We start from the raw sequence: 20,745 nt of genomic DNA, 5'->3' as shown, positions 1-20,745 counted from the left end.
ATCATGACGACCCGCAGCACCCGCAGTCCCCGTCGCCGCACCGTCGTCGCTCTCGGCGTCGTCCTCATCATCCTGTGCGCGTTCGTCATCCGGCTCGTCGACATCCAGGTGGTCAACGCCCAGGAGAACATCGACAACGCCATGGCGCACGGCCTGAGCACCACGAAGGTGCTGGCGGGCACTCGCGGCGAGATCGTCGACGACGACGGAACGCCGTTGGCCGTCGGCACGCTCAGCTACACCTGCCAGTTCAGCCCGAACATCGTGCGCACCCTGACCCTGCACGACACCCAGGGTGACGAGGTAGAGGTCACCTGGGAGCAGATGTCGGAGAAGATCGCCGAGATCACCGGTCAGAATGTCGACGACCTGCGACAGGTCGTCTCCGACGCGCTCGTGGACAACCCGAAGTCGCAGTACGCACCCCTGGCCAAGGACCTCACGACCGAGCAGTACCGCAAGATCACCGCGCTGGGCGCCGACTACGTCGCGTGCTCGCCGAATGCGGCGCGCACCTATCCGAACGGCGCGGTGGCCGGCAACCTCATCGGCTTCATGAACGCCGAGGGCAAGCCGGGTGCGGGTCTGGAAGACCAGTACAACCAGTGCCTGACGCCGACGAACGGAAAGCTCACCTTCCAGAACGGCAAGGACGGCGTCATCATCCCCGGCACGGAGACCGAGACGCCGGCGGAGGACGGCGGCACGCTGAAGCTGACGATCGACTCCGACCTGCAGTGGTACATGCAGCAGCTGGCCGAGCAGGCGACGAAGGAGACCGGCGCACAGTATGCGACCATCTCGGTGCTCGATGTGAAGACACACAAGCTCAAGGCCGCCGCCGAGTACCCGACCGTCGACCCGAACAACTACGACGCGAAGGGCTCGTTCCTGAACAGTCACATCTTCAACTCGCAGTTCGAGCCGGGATCGACGTTCAAGGGCATCACGGCGGCCACGCTCATCGACACCGGCGCCGCGACCCCCACCTCGACGGCGGAGGTGCCGTGGGTCAAGCACTTCTCCAACGGCGCGGTCGTCAACGACGCCTTCCGGCACGGCGTCTCGAAGTACACGCTCGCCGGCGCCCTCATGGACTCGTCGAACGTCGGCGCGTCGATCTTCAGTGAGCGCACGACGTTGAAGACCCGGTACGAGTACCTGAAGAAGTTCGGCATTGGAGACGGCTCGGCGATCCACTTCCTCGGTGAGACGAACGGCATCGTGCACTCGTATCAGGACTGGGACAACCAGATGCGCTACGACACCTCGTACGGTCAGGGCCTGACCACGACCGTGCCCGAGCTGCTGACCGCCTACGAGGCCCTCATCGACGGGGGAGTGAAGTACCCCATCCAGCTCGTGGACTCGTGCACCAAGGCCGACGGCACGGTGGTGACGCCGACGCTGCCGAAGGCCGAGCGCGTGATCAGCGAGAAGACGTCGGCGCAGATGCGCGAGATCTTCGAGAACGTCGCCCTGCAGTCGAACTCGTACGCCGACATGGTGAAGATCCCCGGGTACCGGCTCGGGGTGAAGACGGGTACCGGCCAGATCGCCGAGAACGGCCGCTACAAGAGCGGCGTCTACTACACGACGATGATCGGATTCGCCCCCGCCGACGACCCGCAGTACCTGATCGCGGTCACGCTGGACGAGCCCACTAAGGTAAGGTCGTCTACGGCCAACGCACCCACCTTCGTGAAGGCGATGACCCAGGTTCTGAAGACCTATCGGGTCATGCCCTCGACGACCAAGCCGACCATGCTGCCGAAGTTCGGCTGACGCGCGGCACCCCAGACTCATGATCGCCCTCACTCTCGCCCAGATCGCCCACGCCGTGTCGGGCAGCCTGCACCTGGCAGGCGCCGATACGGAAGACACCGTCGTCACCGGCGGTGTCGACACCGACTCGCGCCTCATCGACTCCGGCGGCGTGTTCGTCGCCAAGCCCGGCGAGGTCACCGACGGCCATCTCTTCGTCGGCGCCGCCGTCTCGAACGGCGCCGCGGTCGCCATCGTCGAGCGCACCGTCGACGAGCAGGTCTCGCAGGTCGTCGTGGCCGACGCCGTGCAGGCGCTGGCGGACCTCGCACGCGAGGTGGTGGCACGCGTGCGTGCACAGGGCCGGCTGAAGGTCGTGGGCATCACCGGCTCGAACGGCAAGACCACCACCAAGAATCTGCTGGCGCGCATCCTGCAGGACGAGGGTGAGACCGTCGCTCCGCGCGCATCGTTCAACAACGAGGTGGGTGCCCCGCTCACGATGCTGCGGGTGACGGATGCCACGCGTTACCTGGTCTGCGAGTTCGGGGCCTCCGGGCCCGGCGCGATCGCCCACCTGGCGGGGCTCGTCACGCCCGACGTCGGCGTCGTGCTGATGGTCGGCATGGCCCACGCCGGCGGCTTCGGCGGCATCGAGGGGACCGCTGCGGCCAAGGCCGAGCTCGTGCAGGCCGTGCGCCCGGGCGGTGTCGCCGTGCTCAATGCCGACGACGCGCGCGTCGCGGCGATGGCGACGATCGCCGACGACCGGGGGCTGAGCGTGCGCCGATTCGGCAGTGTTCCGGCGGCCGATGTGCGTGCCGAGGAGATCGAGACGGATGCCGCGGGCACCCGCTGCACGCTCGTCGTCGACGGCGCGCGCCTGCCGCTGCACCTGCGCGTGCTCGGCGCGCACCACGTGTGGAACGCGATGGCCGCACTGACCGCCGCCGTGGCGCTGGGCGTCGACCCGCGTGACGCCGTCGCGCGGCTCGAGACGGTCGAGCTGGCGGAGCGGTGGCGCATGCAGCCGCTGGGCGGCGACCGGGTGCGCATCATCAACGACGCGTACAACGCGAGCCCCGACTCGATGGCCGCCGCGTTGCGCACGCTCGCGCAGATCACCGGCCCGAACGAGCGCACGGTGGCCGTCCTCGGCGCGATGAGCGAGCTCGGCGAGTACGCCGGCGAGGAGCACGACCGCATCGGCGAGCTGGCCGTGCGGCTGCGCATCCAGCGCATCGTCGTGATCGGCGCCGAGGCGCGCCGGCTCTACCTCGCCGCGGTCGGGGAAGGCTCGTGGGATGACGAGGCCGTGTTCTTCGCCACGGCCGATGAGGCCTACGACTACCTGCTCACCGAGCTGCGCGACGGCGACCGGGTGCTGGTGAAGTCGTCCAACTCCGCGGGGCTCCGGTTCCTCGGCGATCGTCTGGGAGAATCGTTCTCGTGAGGTCCCTCCTGACAGCGGCAGCGGTCTCGCTCGCGTTCACGCTCTTCCTGACACCGGTCTTCATGCGCCTGTTCCGCAAGTGGGGCTGGGGGCAGGTCATCCGCACGCCCGAAGACCCGCACAACCCGAGCCACGCCGCCAAACGCGGCACCGTCACGATGGGCGGCACGATCTTCATCGCCGGCAGCATCGTCGGCTACCTCGTGGGCTGCTACACCGGCAACACACCGCCGACCGTGTCGGGGTGGCTCGTCATCTGGATGATGGTGGGCTTCGGCGTCGTCGGCTTCATCGACGACTTCATGAAGGTGCGCAAACAGCGCAGCCTGGGTCTCAGCGGCTGGCCGAAGGTGCTCGGCCAGGTCATCGTCACCGTGCCGTTCGGCATCATGGCGATGAACTTCCCCGACGCCTACAACCAGACGCCCGGGTCCGGCTTCATCTCGCTGTTCCGCGACATCCCGGTCCTGAATCTGTTCGCCCTCGGTGCGATCGTCGGATGGATCCTCTACCTGATCTGGATCAGCTTCCTCGGCGTCGCGTGGTCGAACAGCACGAACGTGACCGACGGGCTCGACGGGCTGGCCACCGGCATCGGCATCTTCACGATCGCCGCGATGAGCCTGGCCACCTTCTGGCAGTTCCAGCAGTCGTGCGCCGACGCGGCGCTCCTGACCGCCTATCAGCCGGCCTGCTACACGACCCGCGATCCGCTCGACCTCACGATCGTCGCGGCATCCTTCGTCAGCGCCCTGGTCGGGTTCCTGTGGTGGAACGCCCCGAAGGCCAAGGTGTTCATGGGCGATGTGGGCTCGATGGCGATCGGCGGCGTCATCGCCGCGATGTCGATCCTGTCGCACACCGAGATCCTCGCCGCCCTCATCGCCGGCGCCTTCATCATCGGTCCGGGATCGGTGATCCTGCAGCGGATCTACTTCAAGGCCACGCGCGGCAAGCGGCTCTTCCTGATGAGCCCCTTCCACCATCACCTCGAGATGCGCGGCTGGCCGGAGATCACCATCGTGGTGCGGATGTGGATCATCGCGGGGATCCTCGCGGTGACGGGCATCGGCCTCTTCTACGTGGAATGGCTGTCGCTGACATGACCGGGCGCCTCGCCGCACTCACCAGCTGGCATGCCGATTGGAAGGGCTTGCGCGTCGCGGTGCTCGGCCTGTCGGTCACGGGATTCTCCGTCGCCGACACCCTCGCCGAGCTCGGCGCCGACGTGCTCGTGGTCACCGAGAGCGCGTCCGACGAGTACGCCCGGCTGCTGCCGGTGATCGGCGCCCGACTGCACGAGGGGCCGCTCGACGCGGTGCCCGACGAACTGCGCGCCTTCGGGCCGGAGGTGGTCGTTGCCTCGCCGGGCTTCGCGCCGCACCATCCCGTCATCCGCTGGGCGCTCGAGAGCGGCATCCCGCTCTGGGGCGACCTGGAGGTCGCCTGGCGCGTGCGCGACAAGGTCACCCGCGCCGACGGGCGCCCTGCCGACTGGGTGCTCATCACGGGCACCAACGGCAAGACCACGACCACGCAGATGACCGCGGCGATGCTCGTCGCGGGCGGACTGCGCGCGGCGCCCTGCGGCAACATCGGCATCCCGGTGCTCGATGCGGTGCGCGACCCCGCGGGCTTCGACGTGCTCGTGGTCGAGGTCTCGAGCCATCAGCTCTGGTATCTGTCCCATCAGATCGCCGGACCCGACCCGGTCTCGCCGCACGCGAGCGTGTGCCTGAACCTCGCGCCCGACCATCTGCAGTGGCACGGCTCGTTCGAGGCCTACCGTGAGGCGAAGTCGTTCGTGTACGCGAACACGCGCGTCGCGTGCGTGTACAACCGGGCCGATGTCGCCACCCGGCGGATGGTCGAAGAGGCCGACGTCGTCGAGGGAGCCCGCGCCATCGGCTTCGGGCTGGATGTGCCCGGTCCCAGCGATCTCGGCGTCGTCGACGGCATCCTGGTCGATCGTGCGTTCCTCGACGAGCGCCGCACCACTGCGCTCGAGCTGTGCACCCTCGAGGACCTCGCCGCCCAGGGACTCGCCGCGCCGCACATCGTCGCCAACGCGCTGGCCGCCGCGGCGCTGGCGCGTTCGCTCGACGTCGCACCGGCCGCCATCCGCGAGGCGCTGAGCGGCTTTCGGCTGGACGCGCACCGCATCGAGATCGTCGCGACCGCGAATGGCGTCACGTGGGTCGACGACTCCAAGGCCACGAACCCGCATGCGGCGGCCTCATCGCTCGCCGCGTATCCGGGCGCGGTGTGGGTCGTCGGCGGCCTGCTGAAGGGTGTCGACATCAGTGACCTCGTCGCGAGCCGAGGACCGGCCGCGAAAGCCGCCATCGTCATCGGGGTCGACCGCGCCCCGGTCGTGGCGGCGTTCGCGCGACACGCGCCGGCGGTGCCGGTGGTGGAGGTCGCGGGCGGCGAGACTGAGGATGTCATGGCGCGGGTCGTCGAGATCGCGACCGGAATCGCCGCTGACGGTGACGTGGTTCTCCTCGCTCCGGCCGCGGCGTCTTTCGACCAGTTCTCGTCCTACGCCGACCGGGGGTCGCGTTTCGCCGCCGCCGTGCACGAGCTGCTCGCGAAGGGGGACGATGACCAGCACGACGATCCGTCCTCCGCACGGGGCCGCTGACGAGCCCGAGGGGCGTCGGCCGCTGTCGGCCCGCGTCGTCCTGGGGCGCGTGTTCGCCCCGGTGCCCAGCGAGTTCCTGCTGATCCTGTCGACGGCGCTGATGCTGACCGGTTTCGGTCTGGTGATGGTGCTCTCGGCGACGTCGGCGGTGGGCTCGGCCAACGGCGATCAACCGTATGAGGCGCTCGCCAAGCAGGCGGTGTTCGCCGCGATCGGCGTTCCGATGATGCTCGTGGCCAGCCGCTTCTCGGTGTCGTTCTGGAAGAAGATCGCGTGGCCCGCGCTCATCGCCGCCACGGCGTTCCAGATGCTGGTGTTCACCCCGCTGGGCATCAACAACGACGGGAACACGAACTGGATCCGCATCGCCGGACTCCAGGCGCAGCCGTCCGAGCTGCTCAAGCTCGCTCTCGCGCTGTGGCTGGGCTACGTGCTGTTCCGCAAGCAGACCCTGCTGGGGCTGTGGCGGCATGTGTTCATCCCGCTGGTGCCCGTCTCGATCGCGGTGATCGCGACGGTCATGGCCGGGCACGACCTCGGCACCGCGATGATCCTCGTGCTCATCGTGCTGTCGGCGCTGTTCTTCTCGGGCGTCAAGCTGCGCATCTTCATCCTCCCGGCGCTCCTCTCGGTGGTCGGCGTCGCGGTGCTCGCGGTCACCAGCCCCAACCGCATGTCGCGCATCATGACGTTCCTCGATGCGCAGTGCACCGACTACTTCGACAAGTGCTATCAGCCCCTGCACGGCATCTGGGGGCTGGCCAGCGGCGGCGTGTTCGGGCTGGGCCTGGGTAACTCGAAGCAGAAGTACGACTGGCTGCCCGCGGCGGCCAACGACTACATCTTCGCGATCGTCGGCGAAGAGCTGGGCCTCATCGGCTGCTGCGTGGTGCTCGTCCTGTTCGCGCTGTTCGCCGTCGGCGCGTTCCACGTCATCCGGCGCACGAACGATCCGTTCGTGCGCATCGTGTCGGGTGCGATCACCGTCTGGATCGTCGGCGAGGCGCTCCTGAACATCGGCGTCGTGCTGCGTCTGTTCCCGGTGCTCGGCGTGCCGTTGCCGTTCATGTCGCAGGGCGGTACCTCGCTGCTGTCCACGCTGCTCGCCTGCGGCGTGCTGCTGTCGTTCGCGCGCACGCTGCCGGCGAAGCGACCGGCCGTGACCGGTTAGTCTCTCTGGGTGACGACGTATCTTCTGGCCGGCGGAGGCACCGCCGGGCACGTGAACCCGCTGCTGGCGGTCGCCGACGGCCTGCGCCGCCGTGAGAGTGACGCCGAGGTGCTGGTGCTCGGCACCCGCGAGGGGCTGGAGGCCCGGCTCGTACCCGAGCGCGGGTACGAGCTGCTGTTCGTCGACAAGGTCCCGTTCCCGCGCAGGCCGAATCGGGATGCCGCGGCCTTCCCCGCCCGCTTCCGCCGGGCGATCCTGCAGGTCCGTGCGCACATCCGCGAGCGCGGCGTCGACGTGGTGGTCGGCTTCGGCGGCTATGCGGCCGCCCCCGCGTACGTCGCCGCGCGCCGCGAGGGCGTGCCGGTCGTCGTGCACGAGGCCAACGCGAAGCCCGGGCTGGCCAACGTGCTGGGCGCGCGCCGCGCGGCCGCGGTGGGCGTCGCCTTCGACGGCACGCGCCTGCGTGACGGAGAGGTGGTGGGGATGCCGCTGCGCCGCGAGATCGTCGATCTCGATCGTGCGGCGGTCCGGAGCGAGGCCGCCGAGTTCTTCGGGCTCGACGCCGCGCGGCCGACGGTGCTCGTGTTCGGCGGCTCGTTGGGTGCCCGGCGGCTCAACGAGGCGTTCGGCGGTGCCTGGCGCGACATCCTCGGCGCCGGGTGGCAGCTGCTGCATGTGACGGGGGAGCGCAGTGAGCTGCCCGACCCCGAGGTGGAGGGCTATGCGCTGCACCGCTACATCGACCGCATGGACCTCGCGTTCGCCCTGGCCGACCTCATCGTGTCACGATCGGGGGCGGCCACAGTCAGCGAGATCAGCGCGCTGGGGATCCCGGCCGTGTACGTGCCGTATGCGGTGGGCAACGGCGAGCAGAGCCTGAACGCGGCCTCGGCGGTGCGCGCAGGGGCGGCACGGCTCGTCCCCGATGCGGAGTTCACTCTCGACCTCGTGCGCGACGAGATCGTCTCGCTTCTGGACGACGAGGCGGCGCTGGCGGCGATGCGGGCTGCTGCGGCATCCACGGGCATCCGCACCGGAACCGAGAACGTCATCGCTCTGATCGACCGCGCGCTCGGGCGCTGAGACCCCTCAGGCCTGCGCGCGCAGCGCGGCCGCGGCGATCTGCAGCGCCTCGTCGGCATCAAGCCCGAGAGAGCGGATCTGCTCGACGAACGCCGCCGCCGCGCGCTGCGCCTGCTGCCGGATCGGGTCACGGTCCAGGCTCACGAAGCTGCCGGCGCGGCCGCGGGTCTCGATGACGCCGGCCGTCTCGAGCTCGCGATAGGCGCGCGCGACGGTGCCGGGCGCCACGCCCAGGTCGTCGGCGAGGCGCCGCACGGTGGGTAGCCGCTCGCCGGGGGCGAGCTCGCCCGACGTGACGGCGTCGACGAACTGTGCACGCAGCTGCTCGAACGGCGGCGTGGGGCTGGAGGGATCGACGGTGAACATGCCTCCAGCATCCTCCCAGCGCGCCACGACCGGGCGTATCGACGGGCCAACCTAGGATGGAGGCGACATGATCAGACCCGATTTGACCCTCCCCATCCCCGACGAGATCCGGGCCGCGCACTTCATCGGCATCGGCGGTTCGGGGATGTCGGGCCTCGCGCGCATGTTCCTGGCCCGCGGCATCCGGGTCTCCGGCTCTGATCGTGCCGACAGTGCGAATCTCCGCGCTCTCGCCGAGCTCGGCGCCGAGGTGCACATCGGGCACGACGCGGCGCACCTGGGCGACGCCGACACCGTCATCCACACCGGCGCGATCTGGCCCGAGAACCCCGAGTACGTCACCGCGAAAGAACGGGGGCTGGCCGTCATCCACCGCTCACAGGCGCTGCACTGGATCATCGGCGGCCGCCGCCTGGTCTCGGTCGCCGGTGCGCACGGCAAGACCACCTCGACCGGCATGATCGTCACGGCCCTGCGGTCGCTCGATGCCGATCCGACGTTCGTCAACGGCGGCGTGATCGCCCAGCTCGGCGTCTCGAGCGGCACGGGATCCGACGACCTCTTCGTGATCGAGGCCGACGAGTCCGACGGCACGTTCCTGCTCTACGACACCTCGGTCGCCCTCATCACCAACGTCGACCCCGACCACCTCGACCACTACGGCACGGCCGACGCGTTCTACGCGGCCTTCGCCGCGTTCGCCGACAGGGCGCGCGAGGCCGTGGTGATCTCGTCCGACGATCCCGGCGCACAGCGCGTCTCCCGCGCCCTCACCCATGCGAACGTCGTCACCTTCGGCACGGCGCCCGACGCCGACGTGCGCGTGACGGATGTGACCACCGACGGGCCGGTCGCCTTCACCCTGACGCACGCGGGCGCCTCGGTGCACGTGCGACTGGCGATCCCCGGCGCGCACAATGCGCTGAACGCGGCCGGAGTCGTCGCCGTACTCCTCACGCTGGGCTTCGACCTCGCGGCGGCCGCGGCGGCGGTCACCGGCTTCACGGGCACGGTGCGCCGGTTCGAGCTGCACGGCATCGAGCGCGGCGTCAGCGTGTACGACGACTACGCCCACCACCCGACAGAGGTGGCCGCGGCGCTCGACGCGGCGCGCACCGTGATCGGCGAAGGGCGCATCATCGCCCTGCACCAGCCGCACACCTACTCGCGCACCCAGCAGATGCACCGCGAGTTCGCCGAGGTGCTCGAGTCGCGCGCCGACCACACCGTCGTGCTCGACGTGTACGGTGCGCGGGAAGACCCGGTCCCCGGCGTGACCGGCCGGCTCGTCAGCGACGACTTCGCCGACGCGTCGCGCGTGCACTTCGTCGCCGACTGGCAGGAGGCCGCCGACTACACCGCCTCCGTGGCGCGCGCCGGCGACTACATCATCACGCTCGGCTGCGGCAACGTGTACCTCATCATTCCGCAGGTGCTGCAGGCGCTGGCCGCGGGCGAGGGCGTCGAGCCCGCGACCGGCACGATCACGGCGGCGACGGGGGAGTAGCCCGGATGCGCCGGCCGACGCCCCTGCCCGCTCCGCCCCGGGTGGAGCGCCCGAAGCAGCCCGAGCCACCGGCGATCGAGCCCGAGCAGGTCGAGGTCGAGGCGGAGGCCACGGCGCCCATCATCCCGCTGACGACGGGAGGGGATGCCGCACCCGCCGCCCGCGACGCCGCCGCGGCGCCGGCGGAGCCGGGCGAGCACGTGCGGTGGCGCGACGTGTGGCGGGCATCCCGTGCGCGCCGCCGGGCGCTGCGCGCGGAGGTGCGCCGCTTCACGGCGCGTCAGCGCCGCCGTCGCATCGTGTGGCTGAGCGCACTGGGTGCCGTCGTGCTGTTCGTCGCGGGCTCGTTCGGCGCGGCGTACAGTCCGCTGTTCGCCGTGCGCGAGATCCGCGTCGTCGGCACCTCCGCCCTCGACGAGGCGCAGGTGGTCGCGGCGCTGAAGGGACAGCTGGGCACGCCGCTCCCGCTCGTCGACGAAGCGGCGGTGAAGGCCGCGCTGGTGCGGTTCCCGCTCGTGGAGACCTACACGCTCCAGGCGCAGCCGCCGCATGAACTCGTGGTCCGGATCGTCGAGCGGACCCCGGTGGGAGCGGTGAAGTCCTCCGCGGGGTACACCGTCGTCGACGCCGCCGGGGTGGCGCTGTCGACGGCATCCGCGAAGCCGAAGTCCCTTCCTGTGCTGTCGATCGACGGCGGCACCTCGTCGGAGGCCTTCCGCTCGGCCGGTCAGGTGATTCGGTCGCTGCCGGAGGCGATCCGTGCGAAGGTCACGGCCGTGTCGGCCACCACACCCGACGACGTGACGCTGACGCTCGGCGCGACCGGCACGAAGGTGGTGTGGGGCAGCGCCGACGAGTCGGCGCGCAAGGGCGTGGTGCTGCAGACGCTGATGAAGGCCAAGCCGCCGTCGAAGGTCAGCTCGTACGACGTGTCCAGCCCCGACGCCGTGCTCGTGCGCTGAAGTCTCATCCTGAGCTTTCGAGTTCGGCCCGCAAATCGCGACACGCCCAGCATGTGCCGTCCGGCAGGCGCGGTGCCGCTTACCTTCAACGAGAAGGAATTGCATACCGGGCAATTCTTTAAGCCTCTAGGTGAGGTTGAAGGTTTAAGAGCTTGGTTCGGGACGAGACGGAGGCCGGCATGAGCCAGAACCAGAACTACCTCGCAGTGATCAAGGTGGTCGGCGTCGGCGGCGGCGGAGTCAACGCCGTCAACCGCATGATCGAGCTTGGGCTGCGGGGCGTGGAGTTCATCGCGATCAACACCGACGCGCAGGCGCTGCTGATGAGCGACGCCGACGTCAAGCTGGACGTCGGTCGCGAGCTGACCCGAGGCCTCGGCGCGGGTGCCGACCCCGAGGTGGGCCGTCGCGCCGCCGAGGATCACGCGGAGGAGATCGAAGAGGCCCTCGCGGGGGCCGACATGGTCTTCGTCACCGCGGGTGAGGGCGGCGGCACGGGCACCGGCGGCGCACCCGTCGTCGCCAAGATCGCGAAGTCGATCGGCGCACTGACGATCGGTGTCGTCACCAAGCCGTTCTCGTTCGAGGGGCGTCGTCGGCAGAGTCAGGCCGAGGGCGGTGTGGCCCGCCTGAAGGAAGAGGTCGACACCCTCATCGTCGTGCCCAACGACCGGCTGCTCGAGATCAGCGACCGCGGCATCTCCATGATCGAGGCGTTCGCGACGGCCGACCAGGTGCTCCTCGCCGGTGTCCAGGGCATCACCGACCTCATCACGACGCCCGGCCTCATCAACCTCGACTTCGCCGACGTCAAGTCGGTCATGCAGGGAGCCGGATCCGCCCTCATGGGCATCGGGTCGGCCCGCGGTGCCGACCGGGCGATCAAGGCGGCCGAGCTGGCCGTCGAATCGCCGCTGCTCGAAGCATCGATCGAGGGCGCGCACGGTGTGCTGCTGTCGATCCAGGGCGGATCGAACCTGGGCATCTTCGAGATCAACGACGCCGCGCAGCTGGTCAAGGAGGCCGCGCACCCCGAGGCGAACATCATCTTCGGCACCGTCATCGACGACACGCTCGGCGACGAGGTGCGGGTGACGGTGATCGCCGCAGGGTTCGACGGCGGCGAGCCGCAGGCGCGCATCGAGCCGATGAGCCTGCAGCGTCCGGAGGCCCCCGCCCTGCCCGACGTGCCCGCCGCCGAGGCGGCGCGCGCGAGCGAGGACGAGAGCGCGACCGCGACCGCGAAGAAGCCGGAGTCGGTGCCCGTGGCGGTCGTCGCCGACACGGCGTACGACTCGGCCTTCGGCGACGACGATCTCGACATCCCCGACTTCCTGAAGTAAGTGGACGATCTCGCCACCCGGCTCGCCGCGGTCGACGCGCGCATCGCGGATGCGGCGCGCGCGTCCGGGCGCGATCCCGGTGAGATCACCCGCATCGTCGTCACGAAGTTCCATCCGGCCTCCCTCGTCGCAGACCTCTACCGTCTCGGGGTCCGCGACGTGGGGGAGAACCGGCAGCAGGAGCTGACGGCGAAGACGGAGGAGCTCGCCGGGCTCGCCGATCTGCGCTGGCACTTCATCGGGCAGGCGCAGACCAAGAAGGCCCGGGCGATCCGGGCCGCGGCATCCCTCGTCCACTCGGTCGACCGCCCGCGTCTCGCCGACGCCCTCGACCGCGTCGGTGAGGACGGCGACGTGCTCGAGGTGCTGCTGCAGGTCAACCTGACCGACGATCCCGGCCGCGGCGGCGTCGAACCCGCCGAGCTCGAGGCCCTCGCCGAGCACGTGGCGGCGGGATGCCCCACCCTGCGCGTCCGCGGGGTGATGGCGGTCGCGCCGCTCGACGCGCCGGCCGCGCCGGCCTTCGCGCGCCTGGCCGAATGCTCCCGCCGACTGCGGAGCGTCGTCCCGGACGCGGAGTGGATCTCCGCGGGGATGACCGCCGACTTCCCTGAGGCGATCGCCGCGGGCGCGACACACCTACGGATCGGCTCGGCAATCACGGGCGAGCGACCCCTGCACATTTAGCCTCGAAACAGACGAGCAAACGGAGGATGCGATGTCGAACCCGCTCAAGAAGACCATGGTGTACCTGGGCCTGGCCGACGAAGAAGAGGTCTACGAAGAGGAGCAGGCGCCGCAGCCGGCGCCTCGCAGCACCGCGAAGAGCGTCGAGAAGGCCGCTCCCGTGACCCCGATCCATCGCCCGGCCGTGGTGCGCCAGCCCGCGCCGAGCGCCGTGACCGAGATCCTCACGGTCCACCCCAAGCAGTATCGCGACGCGCAGCTGATCGCCGAGAACTTCCGCGAGGGCATCCCGGTCATCATCAACCTGTCGCAGATGAGCGACGCGGACGCACGTCGTCTCGTCGACTTCGCGAGCGGACTCTCGCTCGGCCTGCACGGGCGCATCGAGCGCGTGACCAGCAAGGTGTTCCTGCTGTCGCCGGAGAACGTGGCGCTCTCGGGCGACGGCACGGTGGCCCAGGCCGATCCGGACGTCGCGCCCTTCTCGCAGTCGTAGCAGCCGTGGGAGCAGTCCGGCTGATCGCGGGGATCGTCAACGTCCTCCTCCTGCTCTACGTCCTGGTGCTGTTCGCACGGATGATCCTCGACATCATCCCGATGGTCAACCGCGGCTGGCGGCCGCGGGGCGCCGGTCTGATCTTCGCCGAGGTCGTGTACACGATCACCGACCCTCCGCTGCGGTTCCTCCGCCGTTTCATCCGTCCGCTGCGCGTGGGTCCGGTCGCCATCGACCTCTCCTTCACCATCGTGATCGTGGTGTGCTTCGTGCTGATGTCGATCACCGGCGCGCTTTCCGTCATATGACCGCACCTTCGCGTCGGCCGGGACCGACGACTATGCTTGCGTGAAGCGACCGACCCCGGCCGGTCGCCCTGGCATCGGCCAAGCAGATTCATTGCCCAAACGAGCCCGAAAGAGGAAGAAATGCCACTGTCTCCGGATGACGTCGTCACCAAGCAGTTCCAACACGTCCGGTTCAAGGAGGGCTTCGACCCGGACGAGGTCGATGACTTCCTCGACGAGATCGTGGTCGAGTGGCGCAAGGCACTGGCCGAGAACGAGGAGCTGAAGGCGAAGCTCGCCGCCTACGAGTCCGGTGAGGCCGCGGCCCCGGTCCAGGCGGCTCCCGCACCCGCGCCCGCTCCCGTCGTCGCCGCCCCTGCGGTGAGCACGGCCGACGGCGCGACGCAGAGCGCGAGCATCATCGAACTCGCCCAGCGTCTGCACGACGAGCACGTGGCCGAGGGCAAGTCCCAGCGCGACAAGCTCATCGCCGACGCGCGATCGCAGGCCGCGGCCATCGTCTCCGACGCGGAGGCCCGCGGTCGTGACGAGATCGCCCGGCTCGAGAAGGAGCGCGGCGCGCTCGAAGGCCGCATCGCCGAGCTGCAGAAGTTCGAGAGCGACTACCGCTCGCAGCTGCGCAGCTACATCGAGGGCAAGCTCCGCGACCTCGAGACCACGGGCACCAGCTCGGGTGCGACGCCGGTCTCGGCGGGCCTCTAGCCCCGTCGCGGGCTCAGTCCCTTGACCGGTCGCGCACCACTGCGTACGGCGGCGGCCGGCACCATCGTTGTGATCCTCGCAGCGCTGGTGCTGGCCGCCGACCAGTTCACCAAGTACCTCGCACTGCAGCACCTTCCCCTCGAGCAGCCGGTGCACGTCATCGGCGACTTCCTGATCTTCTTCCGCATCACCAACGCCGGGGCCGCCTTCTCCTTCGGCGAGAACGTGACCTGGGTGTTCACGATCGCACTCGCGGTCGTCGCCCTCGTGATCATCTGGCTCGTCGGGACGCGGGTGCGCTCCCGGGCCTGGACGGTCATCCTGGGTCTCCTTCTGGGCGGCGTCCTCGGCAACCTCACCGATCGGCTCATCCGTGAGCCCGGATTCGGCGTGGGCCACGTCGTCGACTTCATCAACACGCCGTGGATGATGCCGGCCACCTACAACGTCGCCGACATGTTCATCACCACGATGATGGTCGGCGTCGCGATCCTCGTGCTGATCGGCGTGCGCCTCGACGGCCGCCCGCGCGTCAAGACCGCGCCCGCCGACGAGGACTGACATGGAGTCGCGCACGATCCCGGTGCCTGACGGGCTCGAGGGCACGCGGGTGGATGCCGCGCTGGCGAAGATGCTCGGATTCTCGCGCACCTTCGCGGCCGAGGTGGCCGACGCCGGCGGCGTCCTGGCCGACGGCAGGGCGCTGGGCAAGTCCGACCGCCTGCACGCGGGCAGTTGGCTCGAGGTGAGCTGGACGCCCAAGAGCGAGCCCCAGGTCGTGCCGATGGCGGTGCCCGAGCTGGGGATCGTGTACAGCGACGACGACATCATCGTCGTGGACAAGCCGGCGGGCGTGGCCGCACACCCCTCGCTCGGCTGGGAAGGGCCGACGGTCCTGGGCGCCCTCGCCGCCGCCGGCTTCCGCACGGCGACGAGCGGCCCCGCCGAGCGTCAGGGGATCGTCCACCGGCTCGACGCCGGTACCAGCGGCCTGATGGTCGTGGCCTCCAGCGAGCGCGCGTACGTCGCGCTCAAGCGCGCGTTCAAGGAGCGCACGGTCGAGAAGATCTACCACGCCGTCGTCCAGGGGCACCCCGACCCCCTCGCCGGCACCATCGACGCCCCCATCGGGCGGCATCGCAGCCACCCGTGGAAGTTCGCGGTCACTCCCGACGGCAAGGACTCGGTCACGCACTACGAGACCATCGAGGCGTTCCGCGGGGCATCCCTGCTCGAGATCCACCTCGAGACCGGCCGCACCCACCAGATCCGCGTGCACATGGCGGCCCACCGGCATCCGTGCGTGGGCGACCCGCTGTACGGCGCCGACCCCACGCTCTCCGCCCGGCTCGGCCTGAACCGGCAGTGGCTGCACGCTCATCGCCTGGGCTTCGAACACCCCGGAACGGGGGAGTGGATGTCGTTCACATCGCCGTACCCGGACGACTTCCAGCACGCGCTGGACGTGCTGCGCGCCGAGTGAGCCGCGTGGCAGGCGCGAGCGTCGGAGCCGGTACGTAGACTCGAAGCCGTGGCATCCGACTCTTTCGTTCACCTGCACGTGCACAGCGAGTACTCGATGCTCGACGGTGCGGCCCGCATCACCGAGATGGTCGCGGAGGCCGCGCGACTCGAGATGCCGGCGATCGCGGTGACCGACCACGGCAACACCTTCGCCGCGTTCGAGTTCTACCGGGCCGCGAACGCGGCGGGCATCAAGCCGATCATCGGCATCGAGGCGTACGTCACGCCGGGCACGCACCGCTCCGACAAGTCGCGCGTGCGCTGGGGCACACCCGAGCAGAACGACGACGACGTGTCGGGCTCGGGCGCCTACACGCACATGACGCTGCTCAGCGAGACGACCGAGGGCATGCACAACCTGTTCCGGCTGTCGAGCCTGGCGAGCCTGGAGGGCTACTACTTCAAGTCGCGCATGGACCGCGAGATCCTGCAGGACTACCACAAGGGCCTGATCGCGACGACGGGCTGCCCGTCGGGTGAGATCCAGACCCGGCTGCGACTGGGCCAGTACGAGGCGGCGCGCGCTGCCGCTGCCGAGTTCCAGGACATCTTCGGGCGCGACAACTACTTCTGCGAGCTCATGGATCATGGGCTCTCCATCGAGCGGCGCATCGTCGACGACCTGCTGAAGATCGCGAAGGACCTGCGCATCCCGCTGCTGGCGACCAACGACTCGCACTACACGCACCAGCACGACGCGACCAGCCACTCCGCGCTGCTGTGCGTGCAGTCGGGCTCCACGCTCGACGACCCCAAACGCTTCAAGTTCGACGGCGACGGCTACTACATCAAGTCGCCGGCCGAGATGCGCCAGATGTTCCGTGAGCGCCCCGGCGCGTGCGACAACACGCTCCTGATCGCCGAGCGCTGCAACGTCGAGTTCAACACCGGCGCCAACTACATGCCGCGCTACCCCGTGCCCGACGGCGAGACCGAGGAGAGCTGGTTCCTCAAGGAGGTCGAGAAGGGCCTCCACTTCCGGTACCCGAGCGGCATCCCCGACGCGGTGCGCAAGCAAGCCGACTACGAGTGCGGCGTCATCGCGCAGATGGGCTTCCCGGGCTATTTCCTCGTGGTCGCCGACTTCATCAACTGGGCGAAGGACAACGGCATCCGCGTGGGTCCGGGCCGCGGCTCGGGCGCCGGCTCGATGGCCGCGTACGCGATGCGCATCACCGACCTCGATCCGCTCAACCACGGCCTCATCTTCGAGCGGTTCCTGAACCCCGACCGCGTGTCGATGCCCGACTTCGACGTCGACTTCGACGACCGCCGCCGCGGCGAGGTCATCCAGTACGTCACCGAGAAGTACGGCGACGACCGGGTCGCGCAGATCGTCACCTACGGCACCATCAAGGCCAAGCAGGCGCTGAAAGACGCGGGCCGCGTCCTCGGCTTCCCGTTCAGCATGGGCGAGAAGCTTACGAAGGCGATGCCGCCCGCGGTGATGGGCAAGGACATGCCGCTGAACGGGATGTTCGACCCCCAGCATCCCCGCTACAAGGAGGCCTCCGAGTTCCGCACGGTCATCGAGACCGACCCCGAGGCCAAGACCGTGTTCGACACGGCCGTGGGCCTGGAGAACCTGAAGCGCCAGTGGGGCGTGCACGCCGCGGGCGTGATCATGTCGAGCCACCCGCTGACCGACATCATCCCGATCATGAAGCGGGAGCAGGACGGCCAGATCGTCACCCAGTTCGACTATCCGTCGTGCGAGACGCTGGGTCTGATCAAGATGGACTTCCTGGGGCTGCGCAACCTCACCATCATCAATGACGCCCTCGACAACATCGAGGCCAACCGCGGCCACCCGCTGGTGCTCGAAGAGCTGCCGCTCGATGACGCGGAGTCGTACGCGCTGCTGACCCGTGGCGACACGCTCGGCGTCTTCCAGCTCGACGGCGGGCCGATGCGCTCGCTGCTGCGGCTCATGAAGCCCGACAACTTCGAAGACATCTCGGCCGTCATCGCCCTGTACCGGCCGGGTCCGATGGGCGCCAACTCGCACATCAACTACGCGCTGCGCAAGAACGGCCAGCAGGAGATCTCGCCGATCCACCCCGAGCTCGAAGAGCCGCTGAAAGACATCCTGGAGACCAGCTACGGTCTGATCATCTACCAGGAGCAGGTCATGGCCATCGCGCAGCGGGTCGCCGGCTTCTCGCTCGGCCAGGCAGACATCCTGCGCCGCGCGATGGGCAAGAAGAAGAAGTCCGAGCTCGACAAGCAGTACGCGGGCTTCCACCAGGGCATGATCGACCGCGGCTACGGCGAGGGAGCCATCAAGGCGCTGTGGGACATCCTGCTGCCCTTCTCCGACTACGCGTTCAACAAAGCGCACTCGGCCGCCTACGGTCTCGTCTCGTACTGGACCGCGTACCTGAAGGCGCACTACCCGGCCGAGTACATGGCAGCACTCCTGACCAGCGTCGGCGACTCCCGTGACAAGCTCGCGCTGTACCTCAACGAGTGCCGTCGGATGGGCATCCACGTCCTCCCGCCGGACGTGTCCGAGTCCATCAAGTACTTCGCGGCCGTCGGCGAAGACATCCGCTTCGGCCTCGGGGCCGTGCGCAACGTCGGCTCGAACGTCGTCGACGGCATCGTGCAGGCACGCGCCGAGGGGCCGTACGCGTCGTTCCACGACTTCCTCCGCCGGGTGCCGACGCACGTCGCGAACAAGCGCACGGTCGAGTCGCTCGTCAAGGCGGGGGCGTTCGACTCCATGGGGGCGACGCGGCGGGCGCTCGTCGAGATCCACGAGGACGCGGTCGAGGCGGCGGTCCTTGACAAGCGGCGCGAGGCCAACGGCGAGGTGGGGTTCGACTTCGACTCCCTCTGGGGCGACGACGAGCCGCAGCACGACGCGAAGGTGCCCGACCGCCCGGAGTGGACCAAGAAGGACAAGCTCGCCTTCGAGCGCGAGATGCTGGGGCTGTACGTGAGCGACCATCCGCTCGCGGGCCTCGAGATCCCGCTCGCCAAGCACGCCTCGACCAACATCCACGACCTGCTCTCGAACGAGGACGTGCGCGACGGCGACCAGGTCACCGTCGCGGGACTCGTGACGAGCGTGCAGCATCGCGTCGCGAAATCGAGTGGTAACCCGTACGGCATGATCACCGTCGAGGACTTCGACGGCGAGGTCACGGTCATGTTCATGGGCAAGACCTACCTCGAGTTCTCGACGCTCCTGCAGGCGGACTCGATCCTCGTCGTGCGCGGCCGGGTGTCGCGGCGCGACGACGGGCTCAATCTGCACGCGCAGTCGGCGTTCGTGCCCGATCTGGGGGTGGTGGATGTCTCGGGCCCGCTGACGCTGCTGATGCCCGAGCACCGCGCGACCCAGCGCCTGGTGACCGAACTCGCCGAGATGCTCGACCGGCATCGCGGCGACACCGAGGTGACTCTCAAGCTTCACCGCGGCTCCGTGGCGAAGGTGTTCGAGGTCCCGCACCCTGTGAGGGTCACCGCGGATCTCTATGGAGAACTCAAGGGACTGCTGGGGCCCCAGTGCCTAGGGTGACGTTTGGGTAGTATCGGACGACACGCGCCCGGTGGCGCGGATCGGAAGGGAGCACAGGTGACCGAGGAAAAGCAGGACGAGCCGACGGCCGAGGCCGCGGGGGTGCCGGAAGACACCGCGCCCGCCGACGAGGTGCAGGTCGAGGCGGCGATTCCCGCTGCGGAGGCGTCTGCCGATGAGGGCGCCGAGACGACCGAGCCCGCACCCGCCGACGAGGCCGTGGCCGAGACGGACGAGGCCGCGCCGGACGGGGCCGCGCCGGACGTCGTCGCGTCGGCTCCCGCCGCGGCCGTCCAGTACGGCATCGGGCCCTTCTCGCTGCGCGAGGTGATTCTGGCGGGCGTGTGGCTCGTGGCGTTCGTGGTGTCGTTCTTCTCCACGTCGTCGTTCGGATTCAGTTCGGTGTGGACCAGCGGGATCGACTGGATCCTCACGATCGGCGTCCCGACCGTCGCGGTCTTCCTGATCGTGTTGCGCCGCCTGTCGCCGTCCGGCATCCGGCGCGTCGGCTCTCTGGGCATCGACCAGTTCGCCTCGGTCGCCTTCTCGGTCGCCGCCCTGCTGTGGCTCGGCCGGATCTGGGCGCAGATCGCGGTGACGATCGCCGGCGGCCCGTGGGTCACGAGCTGGGTCATCTGGGTCGAGTTCGTGCTCATGCTGGCCGGTGTCGTCCTCACCGTGTTCGCGCCGGTCATCCCGGGCCTGTCCGAGGACTTCGCGCACCGCGCAGAGATCGTCGCCCACCGCAGCGCTCGTGCCGCGCGTCCGGTGACGGTGCGCCCGCGGCCGGTCGCTCCGGCCTACCAGCCCGCGCCCGCGGAGGCGTACGCTGCCCCCGAGGCGTACGCGGCGCCCGAGGCGTACGCGGCGCCCGAGCAGTACGCGCCCGCCGACGCCGAGCAACCCGTGGCCGGGCCTCAGGAGACGGCACCCGAGCCTGTCGCCGAACCCCAGTCCGCCGAGGCCGCACCCCAGCCCGCGCAGCAGGCGTTCTGGGCGCTCGCTCCCGAAGAGCGCGACGTCGTTGACGACTACGACACGCCGCTGTTCCGCATCGGTCCGACCGCGTGGGCGCTCGTGATCGAAGACCGGGGATCGGCGTTCGTGATCCGTCACGAGGACGGCCGTATCGGCTACCTGCACGATGTGTCGGGGGTCACCCGCGGCTGAGGCCGTAAGAACGACGAGTGCGCAGCATCCCACCGGATA

18 protein-coding genes are annotated in these 20,745 nt (G+C 69.5%); 17 read left to right on the top strand and 1 reads right to left on the bottom strand.

All coding sequences use genetic code 11. The features are described from left to right. Positions 1-3: 3 nt before the first annotated feature. The 6 genes from ABMQ42_RS07155 to ABMQ42_RS07130 are packed head-to-tail and all read left to right on the top strand — an operon-like array spanning position 4 to position 8,115. Positions 4-1,785, top strand: coding sequence for a peptidoglycan D,D-transpeptidase FtsI family protein (locus ABMQ42_RS07155; protein WP_349722192.1), 1,782 nt, complete (start codon positions 4-6; stop codon positions 1,783-1,785). 19 nt (positions 1,786-1,804) lie between these two features. Beyond that, positions 1,805-3,217, top strand: a complete 1,413-nt coding sequence (locus ABMQ42_RS07150; RefSeq protein WP_349722191.1) for a UDP-N-acetylmuramoyl-tripeptide--D-alanyl-D-alanine ligase — start codon at positions 1,805-1,807, stop codon at positions 3,215-3,217. Continuing rightward, positions 3,214-4,323: a phospho-N-acetylmuramoyl-pentapeptide-transferase gene (gene mraY / locus ABMQ42_RS07145; RefSeq protein ID WP_349722190.1), complete on the top strand. Its 1,110-nt coding sequence runs from the start codon at positions 3,214-3,216 to the stop codon at positions 4,321-4,323. Before ABMQ42_RS07150 ends, mraY begins: the two co-directional genes overlap by 4 nt. Further along, positions 4,305-5,861, top strand: coding sequence for a UDP-N-acetylmuramoyl-L-alanine--D-glutamate ligase (gene murD / locus ABMQ42_RS07140; RefSeq protein WP_502884640.1), 1,557 nt, complete (start codon positions 4,305-4,307; stop codon positions 5,859-5,861). Before mraY ends, murD begins: the two co-directional genes overlap by 19 nt. Next, on the top strand, positions 5,821-7,032 hold the full coding sequence (gene ftsW / locus ABMQ42_RS07135) for a putative lipid II flippase FtsW (RefSeq protein ID WP_349722189.1): 1,212 nt from the start codon (positions 5,821-5,823) through the stop codon (positions 7,030-7,032). Before murD ends, ftsW begins: the two co-directional genes overlap by 41 nt. A gap of 9 nt (positions 7,033-7,041) precedes the next feature. Further along, positions 7,042-8,115, top strand: a complete 1,074-nt coding sequence (locus ABMQ42_RS07130) for a UDP-N-acetylglucosamine--N-acetylmuramyl-(pentapeptide) pyrophosphoryl-undecaprenol N-acetylglucosamine transferase (RefSeq protein WP_349722188.1) — start codon at positions 7,042-7,044, stop codon at positions 8,113-8,115. 6 nt (positions 8,116-8,121) lie between these two features. On the opposite strand, the gene ABMQ42_RS07125 is transcribed toward ABMQ42_RS07130, so the two are convergent. After that, complete coding sequence (locus tag ABMQ42_RS07125) at positions 8,122-8,481, bottom strand: GntR family transcriptional regulator (RefSeq protein WP_349722187.1); 360 nt, start codon at positions 8,479-8,481, stop codon at positions 8,122-8,124. A 67-nt stretch (positions 8,482-8,548) separates the two neighbouring features. Between ABMQ42_RS07125 and murC the strand changes: the two genes are divergently transcribed. The 11 genes from murC (at position 8,549) to ABMQ42_RS07070 (ending at position 20,706) form a co-directional block, all read left to right on the top strand. Beyond that, on the top strand, positions 8,549-9,988 hold the full coding sequence (murC, locus tag ABMQ42_RS07120) for a UDP-N-acetylmuramate--L-alanine ligase (RefSeq protein ID WP_349722186.1): 1,440 nt from the start codon (positions 8,549-8,551) through the stop codon (positions 9,986-9,988). 5 nt (positions 9,989-9,993) lie between these two features. Then, positions 9,994-10,950 carry an FtsQ-type POTRA domain-containing protein gene (locus tag ABMQ42_RS07115; RefSeq protein WP_349722185.1) on the top strand — a complete coding sequence of 319 codons (957 nt, stop codon included), beginning with the start codon at positions 9,994-9,996 and terminating at the stop codon, positions 10,948-10,950. 179 nt (positions 10,951-11,129) lie between these two features. Further along, positions 11,130-12,293: a cell division protein FtsZ gene (ftsZ, locus tag ABMQ42_RS07110; RefSeq protein WP_349722184.1), complete on the top strand. Its 1,164-nt coding sequence runs from the start codon at positions 11,130-11,132 to the stop codon at positions 12,291-12,293. Next, positions 12,294-12,980, top strand: coding sequence for a YggS family pyridoxal phosphate-dependent enzyme (locus tag ABMQ42_RS07105; protein ID WP_349722183.1), 687 nt, complete (start codon positions 12,294-12,296; stop codon positions 12,978-12,980). A 31-nt stretch (positions 12,981-13,011) separates the two neighbouring features. Beyond that, positions 13,012-13,476, top strand: coding sequence for a cell division protein SepF (locus tag ABMQ42_RS07100; RefSeq protein ID WP_349722182.1), 465 nt, complete (start codon positions 13,012-13,014; stop codon positions 13,474-13,476). 5 nt (positions 13,477-13,481) lie between these two features. Next, positions 13,482-13,784 carry a YggT family protein gene (locus ABMQ42_RS07095; RefSeq protein WP_349722181.1) on the top strand — a complete coding sequence of 101 codons (303 nt, stop codon included), beginning with the start codon at positions 13,482-13,484 and terminating at the stop codon, positions 13,782-13,784. Between the two features lie 120 nt (positions 13,785-13,904). Then, positions 13,905-14,486 (top strand): DivIVA domain-containing protein, encoded by a 582-nt coding sequence (locus ABMQ42_RS07090; protein WP_349722180.1) that lies wholly within the window; start codon positions 13,905-13,907, stop codon positions 14,484-14,486. A gap of 21 nt (positions 14,487-14,507) precedes the next feature. Beyond that, the gene (locus ABMQ42_RS07085) at positions 14,508-15,047 is read left to right on the top strand and encodes a signal peptidase II (RefSeq protein ID WP_349722179.1); all 540 of its coding nucleotides are present in this window, start codon (positions 14,508-14,510) and stop codon (positions 15,045-15,047) included. Between the two features lies 1 nt (position 15,048). Then, a complete protein-coding gene (locus tag ABMQ42_RS07080) occupies positions 15,049-15,969 on the top strand; it encodes an RluA family pseudouridine synthase (RefSeq protein ID WP_349722177.1) in 921 nt (306 codons plus the stop codon). A 48-nt stretch (positions 15,970-16,017) separates the two neighbouring features. Continuing rightward, positions 16,018-19,536, top strand: coding sequence for a DNA polymerase III subunit alpha (gene dnaE, locus ABMQ42_RS07075; RefSeq protein ID WP_349722176.1), 3,519 nt, complete (start codon positions 16,018-16,020; stop codon positions 19,534-19,536). Between the two features lie 57 nt (positions 19,537-19,593). Then, the gene (locus tag ABMQ42_RS07070; protein WP_349722175.1) at positions 19,594-20,706 is read left to right on the top strand and encodes a hypothetical protein; all 1,113 of its coding nucleotides are present in this window, start codon (positions 19,594-19,596) and stop codon (positions 20,704-20,706) included. Positions 20,707-20,745 lie beyond the last annotated feature (39 nt).

It is taken from the genome of Microbacterium sp. KR10-403 (genome assembly GCF_040196215.1).
Classification (GTDB): Bacteria; Actinomycetota; Actinomycetes; order Actinomycetales; family Microbacteriaceae; genus Microbacterium.
Note: the sequence above shows the minus strand (reverse complement) of the source record. Positions and strands in the feature narration are given on the sequence as shown.

Coding starts and splice junctions, on each gene's coding strand:
- ABMQ42_RS07155 (WP_349722192.1), top strand. CDS start 4: ATGACGACCCGCAGCACCCGCAGTCCCCGTCGCCGCACCGTCGTCGCT.
- ABMQ42_RS07150 (WP_349722191.1), top strand. CDS start 1,805: ATGATCGCCCTCACTCTCGCCCAGATCGCCCACGCCGTGTCGGGCAGC.
- murD (WP_502884640.1), top strand. CDS start 4,305: ATGGCTGTCGCTGACATGACCGGGCGCCTCGCCGCACTCACCAGCTGG.
- ftsW (WP_349722189.1), top strand. CDS start 5,821: ATGACCAGCACGACGATCCGTCCTCCGCACGGGGCCGCTGACGAGCCC.
- ABMQ42_RS07125 (WP_349722187.1), bottom strand. CDS start 8,481: ATGTTCACCGTCGATCCCTCCAGCCCCACGCCGCCGTTCGAGCAGCTG.
- murC (WP_349722186.1), top strand. CDS start 8,549: ATGATCAGACCCGATTTGACCCTCCCCATCCCCGACGAGATCCGGGCC.
- ABMQ42_RS07115 (WP_349722185.1), top strand. CDS start 9,994: ATGCGCCGGCCGACGCCCCTGCCCGCTCCGCCCCGGGTGGAGCGCCCG.
- ftsZ (WP_349722184.1), top strand. CDS start 11,130: ATGAGCCAGAACCAGAACTACCTCGCAGTGATCAAGGTGGTCGGCGTC.
- ABMQ42_RS07100 (WP_349722182.1), top strand. CDS start 13,012: ATGTCGAACCCGCTCAAGAAGACCATGGTGTACCTGGGCCTGGCCGAC.
- ABMQ42_RS07090 (WP_349722180.1), top strand. CDS start 13,905: ATGCCACTGTCTCCGGATGACGTCGTCACCAAGCAGTTCCAACACGTC.
- ABMQ42_RS07080 (WP_349722177.1), top strand. CDS start 15,049: ATGGAGTCGCGCACGATCCCGGTGCCTGACGGGCTCGAGGGCACGCGG.